Genomic DNA, 21,752 nt, shown 5'->3' with positions numbered 1-21,752 from the left:
TGCGAAAGCAGATGTTGACTTATATTTACTATTAGGGTATATTTACAAAAGTAACTGAAATTAAACGAAAGTAAGGTGTAATTTGTAATGACTGAGACAATCAACGTTGCTAACATTGATAAAGTACATAAGAATCCAATTGCTGAGCTTGTTCAGACTGCTTGTCAGTTTGAGAGTCATATTGATATTTCATCAGAAGGCAAGAATATTAATGCTAAAAGCTTAATGGGGATTATGGCATTTGGATTAAGAGACGGAATGTCTGTTACTATTTCAGCAGAAGGCAATGATGCAGATAAAGCTGTAGAAACAATCAAGAAGTTTCTTATTGGAGAGTAGTATTTTTATTAAGGAGGATGGAAACATGGCAAACAATGAAAAAAAGGATGGCAATGTATTTGGTGGTGCTGTAAAGACAGCAGATGTAAAGGCAGCAGAAGCTAAGACAACTGTTAAGAAGACTGCTAAAAAAGCGGCAGCTAAGACAGAGACAGCCAAGAAGGCAGTTGAGACAGCAGCAGTTAAGGCTGAGACTAAGGTTGAAGAAGCTAAAGAGACTGTTAAGGAAGCAGCTAAGGCTACAACAAAGAAAGTGTCAGCTAAGAAGACAGCCGTTAAGACTACGGCTAAGAAGGCTGTTGCAAAGAAAGAAGTTAAGACTGAGACGTTTATCCAGTACAACGATGAGCAGACAGATATGGATGCTGTATTAAAGAGAGTTGAAGCTGATCTTAAGGCACAGAAGGTAGCAGCTAAGGATATTAAGTTATACATAAAGCCACAGGATGGAGCATGCTATTATGTTGCTGATGGAAAGGTTGCAGGAAGAGTAGATTTATTCTAATTAATAACCAGATTGATATTTGAACGTCGTTTTGATGAGTGATTCATTGAAACGGCGTTTTTTATTTATTATGTCATATGACAGATAGATTTTGTTTCGAATTTCCAGTAAAAATATACTTTGAAAAAATCTTAGAAATGTAATATAATATTAATAATTGATACGGATTTAACGAAGAATTGGAAGGAAGTACGGAGAGCATGTTTGAGATTGGTGATAAGGTAGTATACGGAGTTGTTGGAGTGTGCGAGGTTGAAAATATTGATACACCACCTATTAAGGGAATATCAGGGGATTATTATTTTCTTCAGCCGGTATTTGACAGCAAGGGAATTATATATTCACCCGTTGACAGCAACAAGGTTATGATAAGAAGCATTATGACTGTTAAGGAATGTGACAAGTTAAAGGAAAGAGCCAGAAATTGTAAGAAAGATGGAGAACTTTCAGAAAAGGTTACACCTATGCAGTATGATGAACATATGAAATCTCAGGATGCTTTAAAGCTTATGCATCTGATTCGTGCATTATATGTCATTAAGAATGAAAGAGCTAAGGATTTAAGAAAGATGAAATCAGCAGACAGCAGGATGCTGCTTGCGGCAAGGAAGCTTTTGTATGGTGAATTTGCAGCTGTTTATAACCAGACTTTTGATGAAGTTGCTGAAGAGATGGATGCATTTTTATCAGTGGATTAATTGGGCAGAATTAAGAACTATATAGGAATATTTGTATGAAAGATTTAACTAAGGGAAGTATAACTAAGCTTATATTCTGGTTTGCATTACCGGTTTTTATAGGCTCGTTGCTTCAGATGACTTATAATCTTGTGGATACCAAGATTATAGGGTATGTATTAGGAGAAAGTTCACTGGCGGCTGTAGGGTCTACTAACTCAGTGAACACCCTTGTTATAGGCTTTTTACAGGGACTGACTAATGGATTTGCTGTTATTGCTGCACAGTTTTTTGGGGCAGGAGATACAGCTAATTTTAAGAGGACAGTTGCAGGTTCGTTCAAATATGGAATTATGATATCAGCAGGTCTGACAGTGGTTGTGCTGATATTTTTACGACCTCTTCTGAAAGTACTTAATACACCAGAGGATTTGTTAAAGGAAGCCTATGATTATATATTTATAATATTTGCAGGCATGACAATACTTATGCTTTACAATGTCTGTGCAGCCCTGTTAAGGTCGATAGGAGATTCATTTACTCCGCTTATTTTTTTAGGAATATCAGTAGTGCTTAACATTGGTGGAGACTTATTTTTCCTTAAGGTTATTCCAATGGGGGTAAGAGGTGCTGCAGTGGCAACAGTGCTTTCACAGCTCATAGCACTTATCGCGTGTCTTATATATTCACTTAAAAGATACAACATACTGTGGATTGAAAAGAAAGATTTTAAGAGTGATGCCAGTCTGTGTGGAAAACTTATGTCAACAGGCTGTTCCATGGGCTTTATGAGCAGTCTTGTATCAATTGGCTCTGTTACATTGCAGAGTGCAATCAATTCATTTGGACAGGATATAATTCTTGCCCATACTACTGCAAGAAGATTATCAGAGCTTTTCATGATGATGTTCGGTGTGCTGGGAACTACGATGGCAACCTTTTGTGGACAGAATCTTGGAGCAGGAAAGTATGAAAGAATAAGAAAGGGCATATTAACATCTATTCTTATGGGATGGGTATGGTGTGTGTTATGTGTAATCACATCTTATACGATAGTTCCTGCATTTGTTAAAATGCTTATAAGTTCGGATAACAAAAATGTAATAGATACAGCAACGCTGTATTTAAGAGTTGACTCGTTGCTTTATTTTGTGACAGCGATGATAACTATCATAAGAAATTCACTGCAGGGAATAGGTGACAGGCTTACGCCTATCATATCAAGCGGGATTGAGCTTGCAGGAAAGGTTGTTATAACATTTACACTTGTTCCATTAATGGGATACTGGGGTGTTATAGTTTCAGAGCCTATAGTATGGGTTCTGATGGTTATTCCGCTTATTGTGCAGTTAATAAAGAATCCGGCATTTGCCAGAGGAAAGAATAACGGAGGATGATTTATGGCAGAGAATACCAAGAATGTTGAATTTAAGAATCCACATCCTGAGCTTCCTGTAAGGGAACCAATCCTTAAACTTGGAAAGATGGTTACTGACAGGGCAGCAATAAAGCTTGGATTGGAGAAGCTCACAGCAGATGACCCTGAGTACTGGGGACTTGCAGCAATCTGTACTGATGAGATGGCTGAGGTTGCATTAAAGATGGGAGTGCGTAAGCCAAAGACACTTCCTGAACTTGTTAAGATTACAGGTATGGATGAGAAGTATCTTGAGGAGCTTCTTAATAAGATGGCTTTTAATGGTGTAATCGAGTATAACTGGGAGAATCCAAAGCACGAGAAACAGTATGTGCTTCCTATGTTTGTTCCTGGAAGTGCGGAATTTGCCAATATGAATGATGCTGTCTTAGAGGAACATCCTGAGATGGGAAGATTCTTTGAGCGTATGAGCCGTATTCCTCTTGAGGGACTTACACATATGGTTCCACCAGGAGGTGCCGGAATCGGTATGCATGTCATTCCTGTACAGAAGGAAGTTGATATGTGTAATGAAGCCATCTCGCTTGAGAAGATTTCATACTGGCTTGATAAATACGAGGGCAAATATGCAGCAAGCCCATGTTCATGCCGTAAATCAAGAAAGACATTTGACGAGGGATGTGCAGATGATCCTGCTGACTGGTGTGTTGCTGTAGGTGATATGGCTGATTATGTCGTTGAGACTGGCAAAGGCGGAAGATACATCACTAAGGAAGAAGCGCTTGAGATTTTCAAGAAGGCAGAGGATAACGGATTTGTTCACCAGATAACTAATATTGATGGTGAAGATAAGATATTTGCTATATGTAACTGTAATGTTAATGTCTGTTATGCGCTCAGGACATCACAGCTTTTCAATACTCCTAATATGTCACGTTCAGCATATGTTGCACATGTCAACAAGCAGAACTGTGTTGCATGTGGACGCTGTGTTGAATACTGTCCTGCAGGTGCATTGTCTCTTGGACAGAAGCTTTGCAGAAAGGACGGCTCAGAGGTTACATATCCTAAGATGCCGCTTCCTTCAGAACAGAAGTGGGGCAGACACATGTGGTCAGAGGACTACAGGGACAAGAACAGAATCAATACACATGAGTCAGGAACTGCTCCATGTAAGACAGCCTGTCCAGCCCACATTGCTGTACAGGGCTATTTAAAGATGGCTGCACAGGGAAGATACCAGGATGCGCTCGCTCTTATTAAGAAGAACAATCCGCTTCCTGCAATATGTGGTTATGTCTGTAACAGGCGTTGTGAAGACGCATGTACAAGGGGAACTATTGATGAGTCAATTGCTATTGATGAAGTTAAGAAATATATCGCAATGTTAGATATCAATGCAGAAACAAGATATGTTCCAGAAAAGGTTGTTCCTGCAACTAAGGGATATTTTGACGAGAAGGTTGCGATTATAGGAGCAGGTCCGGCTGGTATTTCATGTGCATATTACCTTGCAGAGAAAGGCTATACTAATGTGACTGTATTCGAGAAGAATAAAGAACCGGGCGGTATGGTTGTATATGGTATTCCTTCATTTGTTATGGAGAAGAATATCGTACAGGCAGAGATAGATGTATTACGGGCTATGGGTGTTGAGATAAAATGTGGTGTTGAAGTAGGTAAGGATATCACAATCGCACAGCTTCGCGAACAGGGCTATAAAGCATTTTATGTTGCAATTGGATGTCAGGGCGGTAGAAAGACTGGCGTTGCCGGAGAAGATGCTAAGGGAGTTATGACTGGCGTTGAGCTTCTCCATATAACAACTGATGATGAAAGCTATAAGCTTACAGGTGACACAGTAGTCATTGGCGGTGGTAATGTTGCCATTGATGTATCCAGAACAGCAATACGTTGTGGTTCACCTAAGGTTTCACAGGTATCTCTTGAGACAAGAGACATTATGCCAGCACTTCCAGAAGAGATTGAGACTGCTGAATCAGAAGGTATCAATATTATTGGTGGATGGGGACCTAAAGAAATCCTTACAGAAGATGGCAAGGTTACAGGCATCGTATTTAAGAAATGTACTTCTGTTAAGGATGCAGATGGAAGATTCAATCCACAGTACGATGAGAATGAGACTATGACAATAGAATGCAGCAATGTGATAATGTCTGTCGGACAGACAATTGAATTGGGCAACCTTCTTGAGGGTACTAAGGTTGAATTCTGGCATGGTAATTATCCTGTTGCTGACAAGGTTACATATCAGACAGCAGAGCCGGATATTTTTGTCGGTGGTGATGTATATACAGGTCCTAAATTCGCTATTGATGCTATTGCAGCAGGTAAGCAGGGGGCTATATCTATTCACAGATATGTACAGCCACACAGCTCACTTACAATAGGCAGGGATCCTAACTATTATGTTGAACTTGATAAGGATGATTACAGCGTTGAGAAGTATGACAATACAGGCCGTCAGCGACCAGCTAAGAAGTCGGGAGTTGATAAGCTGTCATTCAGAAGTGATGCAGGTGTATTCACAGAGGAACAGGTTAAGAAAGAAACTGCAAGATGCTTGGGCTGTGGTGCAACAATCGTTGATGAGAACCAGTGCGTAGGCTGTGGTATCTGTACAACAAAGTGTGAGTTTGATGCTATTCATCTTCAGAGAGACTTACCAGAGTGTTCTACAATGAGAAGAAGTGAGGATAAGCTTAAGTACATTCTTCCATATGGTGCAAAGCAGGCAATCAAGATTAAATTCAAAAAGAAAAAGGACTAAAATGTATGCATGAATTAGGCGTAGTATTTCACATAATAGATGATCTCAAAGCAGTAGCTTCAGATAATGATGTTTCAAGCATATCTAAAGTTACAATTGAGCTTGGCGAAGTATCAGGAGTTGTAGAAGAATATCTTACAGACTGCTGGAAGTGGGCTTGCAAGAAAGAAGCACTTGTAAAGGACTGTGAGATGGAAGTCGAGATAATTCCGGGTATAACTTACTGCGAGGACTGTGGGGAAACTTATGAGACTGTGAAATACGCCAAAGTCTGTCCGAACTGTGGCAGTAAGCACACATATCTTATTCAGGGCAATGAATTTAATATTAAGCAGATTGAAGTTCCTGAATAAAATGCTTGCATTTTTTTCTGTCAGATATTAAGATAGAAAAGAATTTTATATTTAAAGGCATTGAAAAAGAGGAGTACATATCCTTATCCGACAGAGAGAACCGTTCACTGGCTGGAAGATGGTTCAGGTAATAATGATATGGAAGGTAGCTTTGGAGCCGCATGGCTGAACTGTTGATTTAAGTAGGCTGTGACGTATTCCGCGTTAAGGAATAATGAGGATTATCACAAGATAATTAAACAAAGGTGGTACCGCGTTAATAAGTTTATTTACGCCCTTTGCAGAGTATATGCCCTGCAAAGGGCTTTTTTGCGCGAGCAGCGATGAGAGAAGTCATGGAAAGTTCGCAGTCGTGCTTGCACGAACTGAGAACTTTGTATGGGTTCTCGAGGAGCGCCGCGACAATGCCAGAATGAAATTCTGGCATATGAGCAGCGAGCGCATAATTGGGAAAGAACCCGGAATGCAATATTAAAAAGGAGATTAATAATGAGCAAGGAATTGGAAAAGAATTATAATCCGTCTGAAATCGAAGACAGATTATATCACAAGTGGCTTGAAAAGAAGTATTTTCATGCAGAAGTAAACAGAGATAAGAAACCATTTACTATTGTTATGCCACCACCTAATATTACAGGTAAGCTGCATATGGGTCATGCGCTTGATAACACTATGCAGGATATTATCATCAGATTCAAGAGAATGCAGGGCTATGAAGCTCTCTGGATTCCTGGAACTGACCATGCTTCAATCTCAACTGAGGTTAAGGTTACTAATGCTCTTAAGGAAGAAGGAATTGACAAGCATGAGCTTGGAAGAGAAGGCTTCTTAAAGAGAACATGGGAATGGAAGAAAGAATATGGTGGAACTATCACAAGCCAGTTAAAGAAGATTGGTTCTTCATGTGACTGGGACAGAGAAAGATTCACTATGGACGAAGGCTGTTCTAAGGCAGTTCAGGAAGTATTTATCAAGCTTTATGAGAAAGGTCTTATATACAAAGGTTCAAGAATTGTAAACTGGTGCCCGGTCTGCAACACTTCTATATCAGATGCAGAAGTTGAGCATGAGGAGCAGGCAGGACATTTCTGGCATATTAACTATCCTGTAGTTGGTGAGCCGGGAAGATTCGTTGAGATTGCAACAACAAGACCAGAGACATTACTTGGAGATTCAGCTTTAGCTGTTAATCCGGATGATGAAAGATACACAGACCTTGTTGGAAAGGAAGTTGAACTTCCACTTACAGACAGAACAATACCTATTATTGCAGACCCTTATGTTGATAAGGAATTTGGTACAGGTGTAGTTAAGATTACTCCAGCACATGACCCTAACGATTTTGAGGTTGGTAAGAGACATAATTTACCAGAGATTAACATTTTAAATGATGATGCTACAATTAATAATCTTGGCGGCAAGTATGCAGGCATGGACAGATATGAAGCAAGAAAGGCTATGGTAGCTGACCTTGATGCACTTGGACTTTTAGTAAGAGTTGAAGACCATACACACAATGTTGGTACTCATGACAGATGTAAGACAACTGTTGAGCCAATGATTAAGCAGCAGTGGTTCGTTAAGATGGACGAGCTTATCAAGCCTGCTGTTGAAGGCGTTAAGAATGGTGATATTGAACTTATCCCTGCTTCTATGGATAAGACATATTATAACTGGACAGACAATATCAGAGACTGGTGTATTTCAAGACAGCTTTGGTGGGGACACAGAATTCCTGCATACTATTGCAAGGATTGTGGAGAAATGACTGTTTCAAGAGATAAGGTATGCACATGCCCTAAGTGTGGAAGTGCTAATGTTGAACAGGATCCTGATACACTTGATACATGGTTCTCATCAGCATTATGGCCATTCTCAACACTTGGCTGGCCAGATAAGACACCTGAACTTGACTACTTCTATCCTACAGATGTGCTTGTAACAGGATATGATATTATATTCTTCTGGGTAATCAGAATGATATTCTCAGGATATGAGCATATGGGCAAGAAGCCATTTGGCAAGGTATTATTCCACGGCCTTGTAAGAGATGACCAGGGAAGAAAGATGAGTAAGTCATTAGGAAATGGTATTGATCCGCTTGAGGTTATTGATAAATATGGTGCAGATGCATTAAGATACACTCTTATTACAGGAAATGCACCTGGTAATGATATGCGTTTCTACTGGTCAAGAGTTGAGGCTAGCCGTAACTTTGCTAATAAGGTATGGAATGCTTCAAGATTTATCATGATGAATGATCCTGATAACAAGATTAAGGCTACAGATGCAAGACCTGCTAACTTAACTGATGCTGATAAGTGGATTCTTTCTAAGATGAATGGACTTATCAAAGAAGTTACAGATAATATGGAAAAATACGAACTTGGTATCGCTGTTGCCAAGCTTAATGACTTCATCTGGGAAGAATTCTGTGACTGGTATATTGAGATGGTTAAGCCAAGACTTTACAATGATGCAGACGAGACAAAGACAGCAGCTATCTGGACATTAAAAACTGTTCTTATAGATGCACTTAAGCTGCTTCATCCATATATGCCATTCATTACAGAAGAAATATTCTGCAATATTCAGGATGAAGAGGAGTCAATCATGATTTCTTCATGGCCTGTATATGATGAAACTAACAATTTCGCAGCAGAGGAGAAGGCTATTGAGACAATCAAGGAAGCTGTCCGTAATATAAGAAACTTACGTGCAGACATGAATGTTGCACCAAGCCGTAAGGCACTTGTATATGTTGTTTCAGCAAGTGATGAGGTTAAAAATATATTTAATAATTCACTTGGATTCTTCGGAACACTTGCATACGCAAGCGAAGTCAAGGTTCAGTCAGATAAGGCTGGAATTCCGGATGATGCTGTTTCAACAGTTATACCGGATGCTGTTATCTATATTCCTTTCGCAGAGCTTGTTGATATCGACAAGGAAATAGAGAGACTTAAGAAAGAGGAAGGCAGATTACAGGGAGAAATCAAGAGATGTAACGGAATGCTTAACAATGAGAGGTTTACATCAAAAGCTCCTCAGGCAAAGATTGACGAAGAGAAGGCAAAGCTGGTAAAATATACACAGATGCTTGAGCAGGTAACTGAGCGTCTTGCAACACTTTCTAAGTAGTTTTCACGGATAAGGAGAATAATTATGGCAGAAGTAATGAAAGCAATTCCTTTTACACAGTTTTCTATGGAGATGAGAAGCGGTAAGATTATTGATATTGATGATGGATTTACAGAGCTTCTTGGATACACAGAAGATGATTTTGAGGCGGGAATTGTATTTAAGCAGTTCGTACCAAGCGTTGAGTATGAGGAAGTAATAACAGAGTTAAGAGAAAAGTTCATAGATAAGAGATATGTAAGCTATGTACAGGAGTTTGTTGCTAAAGATGGCAAGCCTCTTAAGGTAGTTGCATTCTATAAGATTGAGAATAAGCTCTTAGCTGGACACAGAGTAATAAAGGTTAGTGCAGCCGTAATTGAATAAGCACATTTAAAGTATAATAAAACCTCCACTGGTTCATAATAGATTTATGGACAGTGGAGGTTTTTATGTTAGAAGATGGAATAAAGAAAAAGCTGACAGCGAGACTATTGGCTCTGGTGGTTATTATAAGTATGATAACTGCTTTAATAGGGTGTAATGAGCCGAAAGAGCAGGAAAGCGGCGTGACACTTGTTTATGGACAATATAATCAAAAGTGACTTTTTTGTGACCTTTATTGTAAATATATACCCAGTCTGATATAATTTTAATGTTTGACGAAAAGACATATATTGAAAGAGAGGGCAAATTGAAAGACGGATATATAAGAGCAGCGGCCATGACTCCGAAGATTAAAGTGGCTGACTGTGAGTATAATATAGAAAATATTAAGGCTCTTATGATTGAGGCTTATAAGAAGGATACTGCGATAGCTGTTTTTCCGGAAATGTGTATAACAGGTTATACATGTAATGATTTATTTTTGCATGACAGGCTGTTAGATTCAGCATTGGAAGGGCTTGTTTCGATAAAACATTTTTCGGAAAATGTAAAAGGAATGATAAGCTTTGTAGGACTTCCATATGAAATGAACGGGAAGCTTTACAATGTTGTTGCAGGAGTTATGAACGGACAGATACTTGGTATGGTCCCGAAAATGTATCTTCCTAATTATGGAGAATTCTATGAAAGACGACAGTTCACACCGGGATTCAATGAATGTGTATATGTAAATGTTGATGGTGAGGAAGTTCCCTTTGGAAGTGAATTATTATTTACATTTGATAATAACAGAAAAGTTAAGATTGGCGTTGAGATATGTGAGGATCTGTGGACACCACAGCCGCCAAGCATAAAGCATGCTATGAATGGTGCAACTATTATTGTAAATGCATCGGCAAGCAATGAAACTATTGGCAAAGATACATATAGGAAACAGCTTGTTTCAGGGCAGTCTGCAAGACTTGTGTGCGGATATGTGTACTCAAGTGCTGGAGGAGGAGAATCTACCCAGGATATTGTGTTCTCAGCACATAACCTTATATGTGAGAATGGTTCTACACTTGCAGAGGCACATAAATTTGCTGATGAATCGGTATATGCTGATATTGATGTAGAGAGAATATGCTCTGAACGAAGAAGAATGACAACCTATGCAGTTGACGAGAACAGCGCATATACAGAAGTTCAGGCTCATGGACTTATCAATAAAGAGTTAAAACTCATAAGATATTTTGATAAAGCTCCTTTCGTACCTTCTGATAAGAAGGAGAGAGACTCAAGATGTGAAGAGATTCTTAATATCCAGTCATACGGACTTAAGAAGAGACTGGAACATACGAATTGTAAGAATGCAGTAATCGGAATATCAGGAGGACTTGATTCTACACTGGCACTTCTTGTAACTGTAAGGGCATTTGACATGTGCGGCTTTGACAGAAGCGGTATACACTGTATAACGATGCCTTGCTTTGGTACAACAGACAGAACTTATAATAATGCTGTCAAGCTTACTAAGCAGCTTGGCTGTTCGCTCAGGGAAATCAATATCATGAAGGCTGTAAGACAGCATTTTGAAGATATCGGACATGATGAGAATAATCATAATGTGACTTATGAGAACGGTCAGGCAAGAGAGAGAACACAGATACTTATGGATATTGCCAACCAGACTAACGGAATGGTAATAGGAACAGGTGATATGTCGGAGCTTGCATTAGGCTGGGCAACATATAATGGCGATCATATGTCAATGTATGGAGTAAATGCATCAGTACCTAAGACACTTGTAAGGCATTTGGTACAGTTCTATGCAGATACATGCGGCAATGAAGAACTGTCATCAGTTCTTAACGATGTGCTTGATACACCGGTAAGTCCTGAGCTTCTTCCACCTAAGGAAGATGGTACTATTGCACAGAAGACAGAAGATCTGGTTGGACCTTATGAGCTGCACGATTTCTTTATGTATCATATGCTAAGATTCGGTGCAGAGCCTGAGAAGATATTCAGAATAGCAAAGTACGCATTTGCAGGAGAATATGATGATAAGACTATCTATAAGTGGCTAAGAACGTTCACATGGAGATTCTTTGCGCAGCAGTTTAAGCGCTCGTGTCTGCCTGACGGACCTAAGGTCGGTTCAGTTGCAGTATCGCCAAGAGGTGATTTAAGAATGCCGAGTGATGCATGCTCGCATGAGTGGATGAAACAGTTAGACAGAATTAAAGAAATTAACGGATATGAATAGGGAGGACATTATGGCTGATAATAATGCGGCATCAGATAAGGAGAAGGTTGTTACTAAATATGACCGTAAGATGCAGAAACGAAAAGAAGAAGAGAGAAAAGAAGCTAAGAGAAGATTTATTACTAAATGGGTCAGCATAGCAGTTTTAGCTGTTATCATACTTGGCTGCGGTACGGCAGCAGGTCTTAAACTTAATAGCATTTATAATGATTATATTGAGGTTAATGATGATAAAATAAGTCAGATAGAGTTTGACTTCTATTATGGAATTGCCAAGACAAACAATCTTAACACAGCTATATATGGCACTATGACATATGGTGATTATTACACATCTTATATGGGATATAAGACAAGCCAGTCAGATAAGAGCCAGGAATATTCAACAGATTATACATGGTATGATTATTTTGCTAATTCAGCAGTTTCAACTATTAAAGAGACTAAAGCCTTATTAGAAGATGCTGATGCAAATGGATTTGAATATGATAATGAAGCTGCTGATTATGATGAATTCATTGGTAAATTAAAGGATGCAGCAGGCGAAGCAGATATGTCTTATTCAGATTATCTTAAACAGCTTTTTGGAAAGAAAGCAAATGAAAAGAGGGTTAAGGTGTTTTTAAAGGATTATCTTAAGAGCACTGCATATCAGGAGGTGCTTACAGAGAAGCTTGCAGCAACTGATGAGGAAGCAGATGAGTATTATCAGTCAAATAAAGATACATATGATAAGTTTAAGTACAGAACATTTACAGTGAAAGCCGGAAGCTCTGACTCATCAGATATGGCAGAAGCAAAGACAAAGGCAGATAAATTTGCTTCAGGAGTAACAAGCGAAGCTACATTTGCCACTCAGTGCAGAATTTATTCAAATGATGAAGAAGATAAGTATGCTGCTGATGATGCATCATTAGTCAGCGATGTTAAGAAGAGCGACATTGAATCAGCATGTGCTGACTGGATTGTTTCATCTGACAGAAGTGAGGGTGATGTAACTGTTATAGAAGACAGCGCCAATTCATGCTACTATATTGTTTATTATATTAATAGAACTTATGATGGGGCAGATGATGATTCTATAAAATCGACAGTGCTTAATAAAAAATATTCAGAATATATCAAGAAATATACTGATGAATATAGTGTTAATGTAAAGAAGAGATTTTCATATAAGTAGTACATAAATCTGGAGGAGTTATCCATGTTAGATCTTAGTAACTGCCGGTGTATCATATTCGACCTTGATGGAACTATACTTGATTCAACACAGGTATGGGCTAAGGTTGACATGGATTTTTTGGGCAGAAGAGGAATTCCTGTATCTAAGGAATATATGCAGGAGATTAAGACACATACATTTGAATCCGGTTCGGTATATACTAAGGAAAAGTATAATCTGCCGGAATCTACAGAAGAAATCATGAAAGAATGGTATGATGCAGCATGTAAGGCATACACTGACAAGGTGGTGTTAAAGCCGTATGCGAAAGCTTTTATAGAACAAATGCATAATAATGGCTTTAAGATTGTATCGGCAACATCATCAGACAGGGCACTTTTTGAGCCATGCCTTAGAAGAAATGGAATATATGATTTTTTTGATGCATTTACACAGACAAATGAAGTATCCAGAGGAAAGAAATTTCCGGATGTATATATGAAAGCAGCCGGCAAAGCAGGGTGCAGTGTGAATGAATGTATTGTGTTTGAAGATGTGTTATCGGCTGCACAGGGAGCCAAGAGTGGCGGTTTTACTGTTGTGGCAGTATATGATGAGGCTTCAGCGGATGACTGGCAGGATATTTGTCAGATAGCCGATTACAATATCAGAAGTTACAGTGAATTAATGTGATAATGGAGAAAATATGACTAAGAGATATATATTATTTGACCTTGATGGAACAATTACAGATTCAAGCGAGGGAATTACCAAAAGTGTGCAGCATGCACTTAAGAAACTTGGAATAGAAGAAAATGACCAGGCGATGCTTCGAAGATTCATAGGTCCTCCTCTTGATGAAAGCTTTGAAAAATTTTATGGATTTGACAAAGAAAAAGCACTAAAGGCAGTTGATTATTACCGTGAAAGATATTCTGACAAGGGAATATATGAAAATGTTCTTTTTGACGGGATAGCAGATATGCTTGAAGGATTAAAGAGTGATGGATATATAATTGCACTTGCTACATGTAAGCCTGAAATATATGTTCCAAGAATATTAGAGTACTTTAATGTTGATAAGTATTTTGATGTTGCTGTTGGAAGTGAATTAGAAGGTGGAGAACGTAGACATAAGAACCAGGTTATTGATGAAGTGTTTGTAAGGCTTGCTGCTGCCGGACTTGCGGACGCTGACAATCTGCCAGAAACAAAGTCACAGTCTATTATGATTGGTGACAGAAAAGACGATATATTAGGTGCTAAAGCTTCTGGAATTGATTCTATGGGAGTAAGATATGGTTTTGCAGAAGAACAGGAGCTTGAGATAGCGGGAGCAGATTATATTGTTGAAACTGTAGAGGACATAAGGAAAAAACTAAAGACACTATAATCGTTTCTAAGATTAATAATATACGGGAGGAAAACCCAATGAAAAAATTCATTCAGGAATTTAAAGAATTTGCTTTGAAAGGAAATGTTATGAATCTGGCAGTAGGTGTTATTATCGGTGCTGCATTTCAGAGCATTGTAACAGCACTTACAAGCAGTTTTATTAATCCGCTTATTGCCGTAGTTACAGGTGGTACTAATGGTGAGGGTGTTACCGTTGGTGGTACATTTACAATAAGAGGAGTTGTGTTTGATTATGGTTCATTCATAACAGCAGTTATTAATTTCCTTATTATGGCATTTGTTCTGTTCCTTTTAGTTAAAGCAATGAACAAGATGATGAGCTTAGGTAAGAAGAAAGAAGAACCGGCTCCAACTACAAAGGATTGTCCATACTGTTTCAGCAAGATATCTGTTAAGGCAACAAGATGTCCTTTCTGTACAACTGAATTAGTAGATAAGAAATAAAATAAAGCCATATATGCAGGTCTCCCAACTGCATATATGGCTTTATTCATGTTTTTCATAAATGGATGTATCCCAAACCTGTGTTCACGTCCAATTCACAGGTGTATAACTAAAGTACAATGATATAGTACTATTTTGCTATTGAATGCGCTTCCCTCTTTTAGTGGGAGATTTTATTAGAAAAGATATATGTCTAATAAAAAAAGTTGTCGTAAAATTGAGAAGAATATGTTAATATTATTAAGTGTTTTTTAATATTTATAAAATTATGGAGGTTGAAATGGACAAATTGTTCAAACTTAAGGAAAACAACACCAGTGTAAGAACTGAGGTTGTAGCTGGAATTACAACATTTATGACAATGGCTTATATTCTGGCTGTTAATCCATCTATCCTGTCAGCATCAGGAATGGATTCTAATGCAATTCTTATGGCGACTGCAATAGCATCTGCTATAGGTTGTTTTGCAATGGCTTTCCTTGCTAATTATCCTTTTGCACTTGCTCCAGGACTTGGACTTAACGCTTATTTCGCATATACAGTATGCGGAAGCATGGGATATAGCTGGAAAGTAGCACTTTTTGCTGTATTTGTTGAAGGACTTGTATTTATTGTGCTTTCACTTACTAATGTTCGTGAAGCTATATTTAACGCAATTCCTACAACATTAAAGAAGGGCGTATCAGTAGGTATCGGTCTTTTTGTGGCATTTATCGGACTTCAGGGTGCTAACCTAGTTGTTGCAAGTGAGTCAACAAAGGTTACTGTTGTTAATTTCAGAACTAATTTTAACACAGTAGGAATAGGTGCTTTACTTGCAGTTATCGGTACATTTATCATTGCTATTCTTTATGTAAAGCATGTTAAGGGTTCTATCCTTATCGGTATCGTTGCAACATGGGTGCTTGGTATTATCTGCCAGCTTACAGGACTTTATAAGGTTGATGCAGCAGCAGGATTCTATTCACTTATTCCTTCATGGAGAAGCTTTGATATCACAGCTATCAGCCTGACATTTGGACAGTGCTTTAACCTTAAGGGTCTTAATATTAATATATTAGATTTTATTGTTATTATGTGCTCATTCCTTTTTGTTGACATGTTTGATACACTTGGAACACTTATCGGTGTTGCCAATAAGGCTAAAATGCTTGATGAGAACGGAAGACTTCCTAGAATTAAGCAGGCTCTTTTAGCTGATGCTATCGCAACAAGTGCAGGAGCCATCCTTGGTACTTCTACAACAACAACATTTGTTGAGAGCTCATCAGGTGTTGCAGAAGGCGGAAGAACAGGACTTTCTTCAGTTGTAACAGGTTTCTTATTCCTTATTGCAATTATATTTGCACCTGTATTTACTACAATTCCTGGATTTGCAACAGCTCCGGCACTTATTTTTGTAGGATTCCTTATGGTTAGTGCGGTTGTTGAAATTGATTTTAATGATTTAACAGAGAGTATTCCGGCTTACCTCTGCCTTATCTGTATGCCGCTTATGTACAGCATTTCAGAAGGTATTGCAGTTGGTGTTATTTCGTATGTTATTGTTAATCTTGTTGCTGGAAAGGCTAAGAAGATTACTCCACTTATGTACGTGCTTGCATTGCTGTTCATATTGAAGTATATTTTCCTTTAATTTTTAGTGCAAATTAAACTTAATAATGATACAATTTTGGAGTCACTTATATAAGGTGGCTCCTTTTTTAAGTTGAATGTTAAAAGATAAGGGGACTGGGCATGAAGTATACAGGAACAGCAGGAATATTATATGACAGATTAAAGAGTGAAATACTGGTGGCAGATGGTGCGTTTGGAACATACTATGCTAAGAAGTATGATACGGGCAGCCTGCCTGAGCTGGCAAATTTACAGGCTTCAGACAGAGTACTGGCAATTCATAAAGAATATATTGAAGCTGGTGCTAAGATTATCAGAACTAATACATTTGCAAGTAATACCGTGTGTCTTGGAGCGGGATTTGATGAGGTAAGAAATAATATTAAAAATGCCGTTGACATTGCAAGGGAAGCCGTAAAGGGGACAGATGTGCTTGTAGCAGCTGATATTGGCCCTATTCCTGGTGAAAATATGATTGAAAAAGAGCATATTGAAAAAGAGTATGTTGATATAGTTAATGTTTTTAAGGAATGTGGCGTTGATATATTTGTTTTTGAAACATTTCCAGAACTGGGATTTATTGATAAAGCAATTGAAAATGCAGGAGAAAACGGATTTGTTATAACTCAGTTTGCAATAAATCAGTTTGGCTATAGCAGTGCAGGCTTTAGTGCAAGAAAGCTGATTGAAGAAGCTGGGAAAAATTCATATATTGATGCATGTGGATTTAACTGCGGAGTTGGTCCGGGACATATGAAGAAGCTTGTGCAGAGCCTTATTAACAGGAATGACAAGTATTTTGCGGTGCTTCCAAATGCAGGATATCCACAGGTTGTAAGCGGTCGAATGGTATTTGATGATAACAATGCAGCATATTTTTCACAGATTATGCATGATCTGGCTGAGGATGGAGCTGATATTATTGGCGGCTGTTGTGGAACAACACCTGAATATATAAGACAGATGGTTTTAAAAACTGCTGATGTTGTTCATATGAAAAATGCTTCCATAGAAGAAGAGATATCAGAAAAGAAAACTGCAAATGATGTTTCTTTCTATAAAGGAAAAGAAGGAAGAAAACTGATTGCTGTAGAACTTGCTCCTCCGCTTGGAATTGATGATGAGAAGATTATGGATGCTGCTTTTTTGATGAAGGAAAGCGGAGTTGATGTGCTTACATTTCCGGATTCACCATCAGGAAGAACACGTGCAGATTCAATACTTATGGCAGAAAAGGTTTCGAGAGAAACGGGAATGTGTGTTATGCCGCACATATGCTGTCGTGACAAGAATGCTATAGCAATGCGTTCACAGCTTTTGGGAGCACATATAAATGATATTAATAATTTTCTCGTTATTACCGGTGATCCCATACCATCAGTTGTAAGAGCGTCTGTAAAGAGTGTGTTTAACTTCGATTCAGTTGGACTTATGAATATAATAAGTGATATGAATCAGGAACAGTTTGCCGGGAAACCGGTTATATATGGTGGAGCAATTAATCAGGGAAGGGTTAATTTTAAAGTGGAACTTGAGCGTGTTAAGAAAAAAATGGAGGCGGGAGCCACATTTTTTATGACGCAGCCTGTATTTTCTGATGAAGATATAGACAGACTCAGACAGATTAAAGAACAGACAGGGGCAAGGATTCTTTGTGGAATAATGCCATTTGTAAGTCTTCGAAATGCAACATTCATGAAAAATGAGATGACAGGTATTAATGTTACTGATGAGATTCTTTCAAGATACAGAGCTGATATGTCAAAAGAAGAGGGAGAAGAGACCGGTATTCAGATAGCAAGGGAAATAATTGCAAAGACTACTGATTTTGTTGATGGGTATTATTTTTCATTTCCATTTAACAGGGTACATATGTTAAAGAAGATTATTGGGAAGAACAATCAGTAAGTAGGACTATTCTATTGACTTATTAGAAATGTATCTGATATAATGTTGAAAAGTTTCGATGCGGAATAATTTAATAATATGTGAGGTGTGAGGTGTGGTATGGACGAGACTCAGGTTAAACATTTTATTATGATGGAACGCCGTAAGGGAACGAGTATGGAAGAACTTATATTCATACTTCATGATAATGGTGTTCCAGATTATGAAATATCCAATTTTTTAGAGATTTCTATTAAGCATGTGGAAGATGTTCTGAGTGACTATTAATCAAATTGTTTAAAAGAAACCAATATAATAGTTTTCCCCGTATATGATGAATTGTGTCTCATCGTATACGGGGAAAGTTTTTTTGCCTTAAAAAAGAGCGTAAAATAAAGTATCTTGAATACTTTGACTTAAGGGCTTATAATTATTGTTAATCGCTAAGAAAGGTGTGACTTGTTTATGGAGATAATAGAGTTATCAATAACGGCAGAAGAATCAGAAAATTATAGAAAGATAACCAACAGACTTAAAGTTCTTGGTGCTGTTGGATGGATAAAGGCTTATATATGGGCTGTGGTATATGTTGTTATATTTTGTGCAATAGGATTTGCGCTTGCAGGAAGATATGCACTTACAATTATGCAGTATATTCCTGTATGGGTGTGGCCAGTGTGTTTTGTTGCTGTTTGGATTGTGTCAGCTATAAGAAGATCCGGGAATAAACAACTTAAGGTATTGTTACAGAAATATCTGTTTGCTGATTTCGCAGATAAGATATTTGCAGGTGAGATAAGACCGAGCAGGGTTAAGATATTAAAGGATAAAATGATTGTTTATTGCAAGGTATATAATGATTAGAATATAGAGGATTGTAGCAATATGAAGATAGGAATATTTGACTCAGGGATAGGTGGTCTGTCGGTGCTTCATCAGGCGATGATTACCATGCCAGAGGCTGATTACATATTTTATGCTGATGTGGATAATGTTCCATATGGAGAAAAAACAAGGGAGGAAGTAAGAAAGCTTGTTGATCATGCGGTTGGATTTCTTGTTGATAAGGGCTGTCAGGCAATTGTGCTTGCATGTAATACAGCAACAAGTGCAGCAATATCATATCTAAGAGAAAAGTATAAGCTGCCAATAATTGGAATAGAGCCGGCAGTCAAGCCTGCAGTTGAACATACTTCTGAAACCGGAAGAAGGGTTATGGTAGTATCTACACCTGTTACAGCAAAAGGGGAAAAGTTAAAAAGACTTATAGATAAATATGATGATAAGCATGTTGTTGATGTTGTGGCACTTCCAAAACTTGTAAGGTTCGCACAGGATGATGATTTTGATTCTTCAGATGTGACTGATTATTTAAAATGTGAATTTGCTCCATACAATCTTAATGATTATTCTGAACTTGTGCTTGGGTGTACACATTTTAACTATTTCAAGGATTCATTTGCAAAGCTGTTTCCTGATGATTTAGAGATGGTTGACGGAAATACGGGTGTATCTAATAATCTTAAGAATACTGTTATGAAAAAAGGGATATTTACTGAGAAAGATAAAGGGAAAAAAGGCAGTGTAGAATATTATTATTCAGATAGAAAAATGGAGAGTGAAGCTGAGATGAAACATATAAAAAAGCTTCATGAAAGACTTGAGAGAATGAGACAGATATAGAATTGCCAGAGGAATGTAATTATGGGAAAATCAGACGATAAGACTAATGTATGCAGAGTGCTTGACCAGAAAAAAGTACCTTATAAAACACATGTGTGCCCCGATGCAGAAGGGCTAAGCGGTGATGAGATAGCTGCTGTTCTTAATGAGAATCCGGCACAGGCTTTCAAGACACTTGTTACAGTTGGCAAGACAGGTAAGAATTATGTATTTGTTGTTCCTGTTAATAAGGAACTGGATTTGAAGAAAGCAGCAAAGGCTGTTGGAGAAAAATCAATAGAAATGATTAAATCAAAGGAACTACTTCCGCTTACAGGCTATGTGCATGGGGGCTGTTCGCCTATAGGAATGAAGAAGTTCTTTCCGACAACATTTCATAAGACTGCTGAGAATTTTGAAACTATAATGTTTAGTGCAGGTAAAATCGGACATCAGGTAGAAGTTAAGCTGTCTGATGTAGATAAAGTTATAAGATATCAGATTGCTGATATCGTTACAGACTAAGGAGAAGATAAGGATTATGAAACTCAGGGTTCCATTCTATTATGACCAGTTCCACTGTATAACTTCAGAATGTAAAGACAACTGTTGTGTTGGCGGCTGGGAGATAGATATTGATGATGATACTTATAATTATTATATGAGTCTTGATGGCGAGCTTGGAGACAGAATAAGAGAATCAATTACTAAAAGTGAAGACGGTTCGAACTGTTTTAAACTCGTAGATGGACATTGCGGTTTGTTAGATAAGTGTGGATTATGTACAATTCATAAAGAACTTGGAGCAGAGCATTTGTCTGTAGTGTGTGACCAGTTTCCAAGATATTCTGAATATTATGGAGAAATCAAAGAAAGCGGTATTGGGCTTGCATGTGAGGAAGTGGAAAGAATTATATTTTCTGAAAACAAAACATTTACAACTGTATTAAAGCCGTGTGATGAGGAATATTCAGAGGATGATGAGTATGACAGTGCTTACGCTGTCAGGATATTTAAGGCAAGAGATGAAATATTTAAGATTCTTGATATGCCGGAAATGTCTATTAATGAAAAGCTTGTTGTTATATTAAAATATTGTGCAGTAATGCAGGAATACATTAATAATGATGATTATGATGGACTTAAAGAGTATATCAATACATTTGGAAGAAGCGATATTGAACATATTCTTATTGAAATGAATGATGAATCAGAAAGCGATGAATTCGGTGATGTTGATGTATGGAAATGTATAAGAAGTATTATGTATCCGTATGAGGATATGGAAGTGCTTAATACACGCTGGGAACAGATATTAGCTGAGATGACAGAGACTTTTCATGACAATATGGATAATGAGCAGTATCAGGAAACTAAAGAAGAATTCATGACAGCAATGCTTGAAAGAGAGTATGAGTACAGAAACTTTATAACATATCTGGTGTTTCGGTATTTTGCAAAGGCTGTATATGATTATGATGTGGTTGGTAAAGCTAAAATGTTTGTTACTAATTATTTTATACTCCGTCAGATGGACATGCTTGTATGGTATAAGAAGCATAAGAAGTTTTGTTTTGAGGACAGAATAGATACGGTTCATATATTTTCAAGACAGGTCGAGTACTCAGAGGATAATATGGAAGCACTTTATGAGTCTTTTATTTTTGATGATGTGTTTGAGACAGATAACCTTTGTAAGCTGTTATGGATTGACAGCACGGCGTTATAGTAATACACTAAAGCTATCATTTAGATATGTTTATGGG

Annotated in this window: 21 protein-coding genes and 1 other annotated feature; all 21 genes read left to right on the top strand. The window is 37.8% G+C overall.

The features are described from left to right. Nucleotides 1-87: 87 nt before the first annotated feature. The 21 genes from EUBELI_RS06295 (at nucleotide 88) to fliB (ending at nucleotide 21,715) form a co-directional block, all read left to right on the top strand. Nucleotides 88-339, top strand: a complete 252-nt coding sequence (locus tag EUBELI_RS06295) for an HPr family phosphocarrier protein (protein ID WP_012739531.1) — start codon at nucleotides 88-90, stop codon at nucleotides 337-339. A gap of 25 nt (nucleotides 340-364) precedes the next feature. After that, the gene (locus EUBELI_RS06290; RefSeq protein ID WP_049777926.1) at nucleotides 365-844 is read left to right on the top strand and encodes a DUF6465 family protein; all 480 of its coding nucleotides are present in this window, start codon (nucleotides 365-367) and stop codon (nucleotides 842-844) included. A 200-nt stretch (nucleotides 845-1,044) separates the two neighbouring features. Next, entirely contained in the window at nucleotides 1,045-1,542 is a 498-nt protein-coding gene (locus EUBELI_RS06285) for a CarD family transcriptional regulator (protein WP_012739529.1), read from the top strand. A 35-nt stretch (nucleotides 1,543-1,577) separates the two neighbouring features. After that, complete coding sequence (locus EUBELI_RS06280) at nucleotides 1,578-2,918, top strand: MATE family efflux transporter (RefSeq protein ID WP_012739528.1); 1,341 nt, start codon at nucleotides 1,578-1,580, stop codon at nucleotides 2,916-2,918. Between the two features lie 3 nt (nucleotides 2,919-2,921). Further along, nucleotides 2,922-5,690, top strand: coding sequence for an FAD-dependent oxidoreductase (locus tag EUBELI_RS06275; RefSeq protein WP_012739527.1), 2,769 nt, complete (start codon nucleotides 2,922-2,924; stop codon nucleotides 5,688-5,690). A 5-nt stretch (nucleotides 5,691-5,695) separates the two neighbouring features. Next, nucleotides 5,696-6,043 carry a hydrogenase maturation nickel metallochaperone HypA gene (locus EUBELI_RS06270; protein ID WP_012739526.1) on the top strand — a complete coding sequence of 116 codons (348 nt, stop codon included), beginning with the start codon at nucleotides 5,696-5,698 and terminating at the stop codon, nucleotides 6,041-6,043. 51 nt (nucleotides 6,044-6,094) lie between these two features. Then, nucleotides 6,095-6,325 (top strand) — a binding site (T-box leader). A 207-nt stretch (nucleotides 6,326-6,532) separates the two neighbouring features. Further along, nucleotides 6,533-9,184 (top strand): valine--tRNA ligase, encoded by a 2,652-nt coding sequence (locus EUBELI_RS06260; protein ID WP_041688143.1) that lies wholly within the window; start codon nucleotides 6,533-6,535, stop codon nucleotides 9,182-9,184. Between the two features lie 24 nt (nucleotides 9,185-9,208). Next, nucleotides 9,209-9,550, top strand: a complete 342-nt coding sequence (locus tag EUBELI_RS06255) for a PAS domain-containing protein (protein WP_012739523.1) — start codon at nucleotides 9,209-9,211, stop codon at nucleotides 9,548-9,550. Between the two features lie 65 nt (nucleotides 9,551-9,615). After that, the gene (locus tag EUBELI_RS14355; RefSeq protein ID WP_012739522.1) at nucleotides 9,616-9,768 is read left to right on the top strand and encodes a hypothetical protein; all 153 of its coding nucleotides are present in this window, start codon (nucleotides 9,616-9,618) and stop codon (nucleotides 9,766-9,768) included. 50 nt (nucleotides 9,769-9,818) lie between these two features. Then, entirely contained in the window at nucleotides 9,819-11,798 is a 1,980-nt protein-coding gene (locus EUBELI_RS06250) for an NAD(+) synthase (protein WP_012739521.1), read from the top strand. A gap of 10 nt (nucleotides 11,799-11,808) precedes the next feature. Continuing rightward, complete coding sequence (locus EUBELI_RS06245) at nucleotides 11,809-12,978, top strand: peptidyl-prolyl cis-trans isomerase (RefSeq protein ID WP_041688139.1); 1,170 nt, start codon at nucleotides 11,809-11,811, stop codon at nucleotides 12,976-12,978. A 24-nt stretch (nucleotides 12,979-13,002) separates the two neighbouring features. After that, on the top strand, nucleotides 13,003-13,653 hold the full coding sequence (locus tag EUBELI_RS06240; protein ID WP_012739519.1) for an HAD family hydrolase: 651 nt from the start codon (nucleotides 13,003-13,005) through the stop codon (nucleotides 13,651-13,653). 13 nt (nucleotides 13,654-13,666) lie between these two features. Continuing rightward, a complete protein-coding gene (locus tag EUBELI_RS06235) occupies nucleotides 13,667-14,353 on the top strand; it encodes an HAD family hydrolase (RefSeq protein WP_012739518.1) in 687 nt (228 codons plus the stop codon). Nucleotides 14,354-14,391: 38 nt separating this feature from the next. Next, nucleotides 14,392-14,820 carry a large conductance mechanosensitive channel protein MscL gene (mscL, locus tag EUBELI_RS06230; RefSeq protein WP_012739517.1) on the top strand — a complete coding sequence of 143 codons (429 nt, stop codon included), beginning with the start codon at nucleotides 14,392-14,394 and terminating at the stop codon, nucleotides 14,818-14,820. A 280-nt stretch (nucleotides 14,821-15,100) separates the two neighbouring features. Beyond that, the gene (locus EUBELI_RS06225; protein ID WP_118148254.1) at nucleotides 15,101-16,456 is read left to right on the top strand and encodes an NCS2 family permease; all 1,356 of its coding nucleotides are present in this window, start codon (nucleotides 15,101-15,103) and stop codon (nucleotides 16,454-16,456) included. Between the two features lie 101 nt (nucleotides 16,457-16,557). Then, nucleotides 16,558-18,345: a bifunctional homocysteine S-methyltransferase/methylenetetrahydrofolate reductase gene (locus tag EUBELI_RS06220; protein WP_012739515.1), complete on the top strand. Its 1,788-nt coding sequence runs from the start codon at nucleotides 16,558-16,560 to the stop codon at nucleotides 18,343-18,345. A gap of 99 nt (nucleotides 18,346-18,444) precedes the next feature. Next, on the top strand, nucleotides 18,445-18,612 hold the full coding sequence (locus EUBELI_RS14350) for a hypothetical protein (protein ID WP_012739514.1): 168 nt from the start codon (nucleotides 18,445-18,447) through the stop codon (nucleotides 18,610-18,612). 177 nt (nucleotides 18,613-18,789) lie between these two features. Continuing rightward, the gene (locus tag EUBELI_RS06215) at nucleotides 18,790-19,188 is read left to right on the top strand and encodes a hypothetical protein (protein WP_012739513.1); all 399 of its coding nucleotides are present in this window, start codon (nucleotides 18,790-18,792) and stop codon (nucleotides 19,186-19,188) included. A 21-nt stretch (nucleotides 19,189-19,209) separates the two neighbouring features. Next, nucleotides 19,210-20,007 carry a glutamate racemase gene (murI, locus tag EUBELI_RS06210; protein ID WP_012739512.1) on the top strand — a complete coding sequence of 266 codons (798 nt, stop codon included), beginning with the start codon at nucleotides 19,210-19,212 and terminating at the stop codon, nucleotides 20,005-20,007. 21 nt (nucleotides 20,008-20,028) lie between these two features. Next, nucleotides 20,029-20,511, top strand: a complete 483-nt coding sequence (gene ybaK, locus EUBELI_RS06205) for a Cys-tRNA(Pro) deacylase (protein ID WP_012739511.1) — start codon at nucleotides 20,029-20,031, stop codon at nucleotides 20,509-20,511. Between the two features lie 16 nt (nucleotides 20,512-20,527). Then, the gene (fliB, locus tag EUBELI_RS06200; RefSeq protein WP_012739510.1) at nucleotides 20,528-21,715 is read left to right on the top strand and encodes a flagellin lysine-N-methylase; all 1,188 of its coding nucleotides are present in this window, start codon (nucleotides 20,528-20,530) and stop codon (nucleotides 21,713-21,715) included. The last annotated feature ends 37 nt before the right edge of the window (nucleotides 21,716-21,752 follow it).

This window comes from [Eubacterium] eligens ATCC 27750 (assembly GCF_000146185.1).
GTDB classification, from domain to species: domain Bacteria; phylum Bacillota; class Clostridia; order Lachnospirales; family Lachnospiraceae; genus Lachnospira; species Lachnospira eligens.
This window is presented reverse-complemented; position numbering and strand designations above follow the sequence as displayed.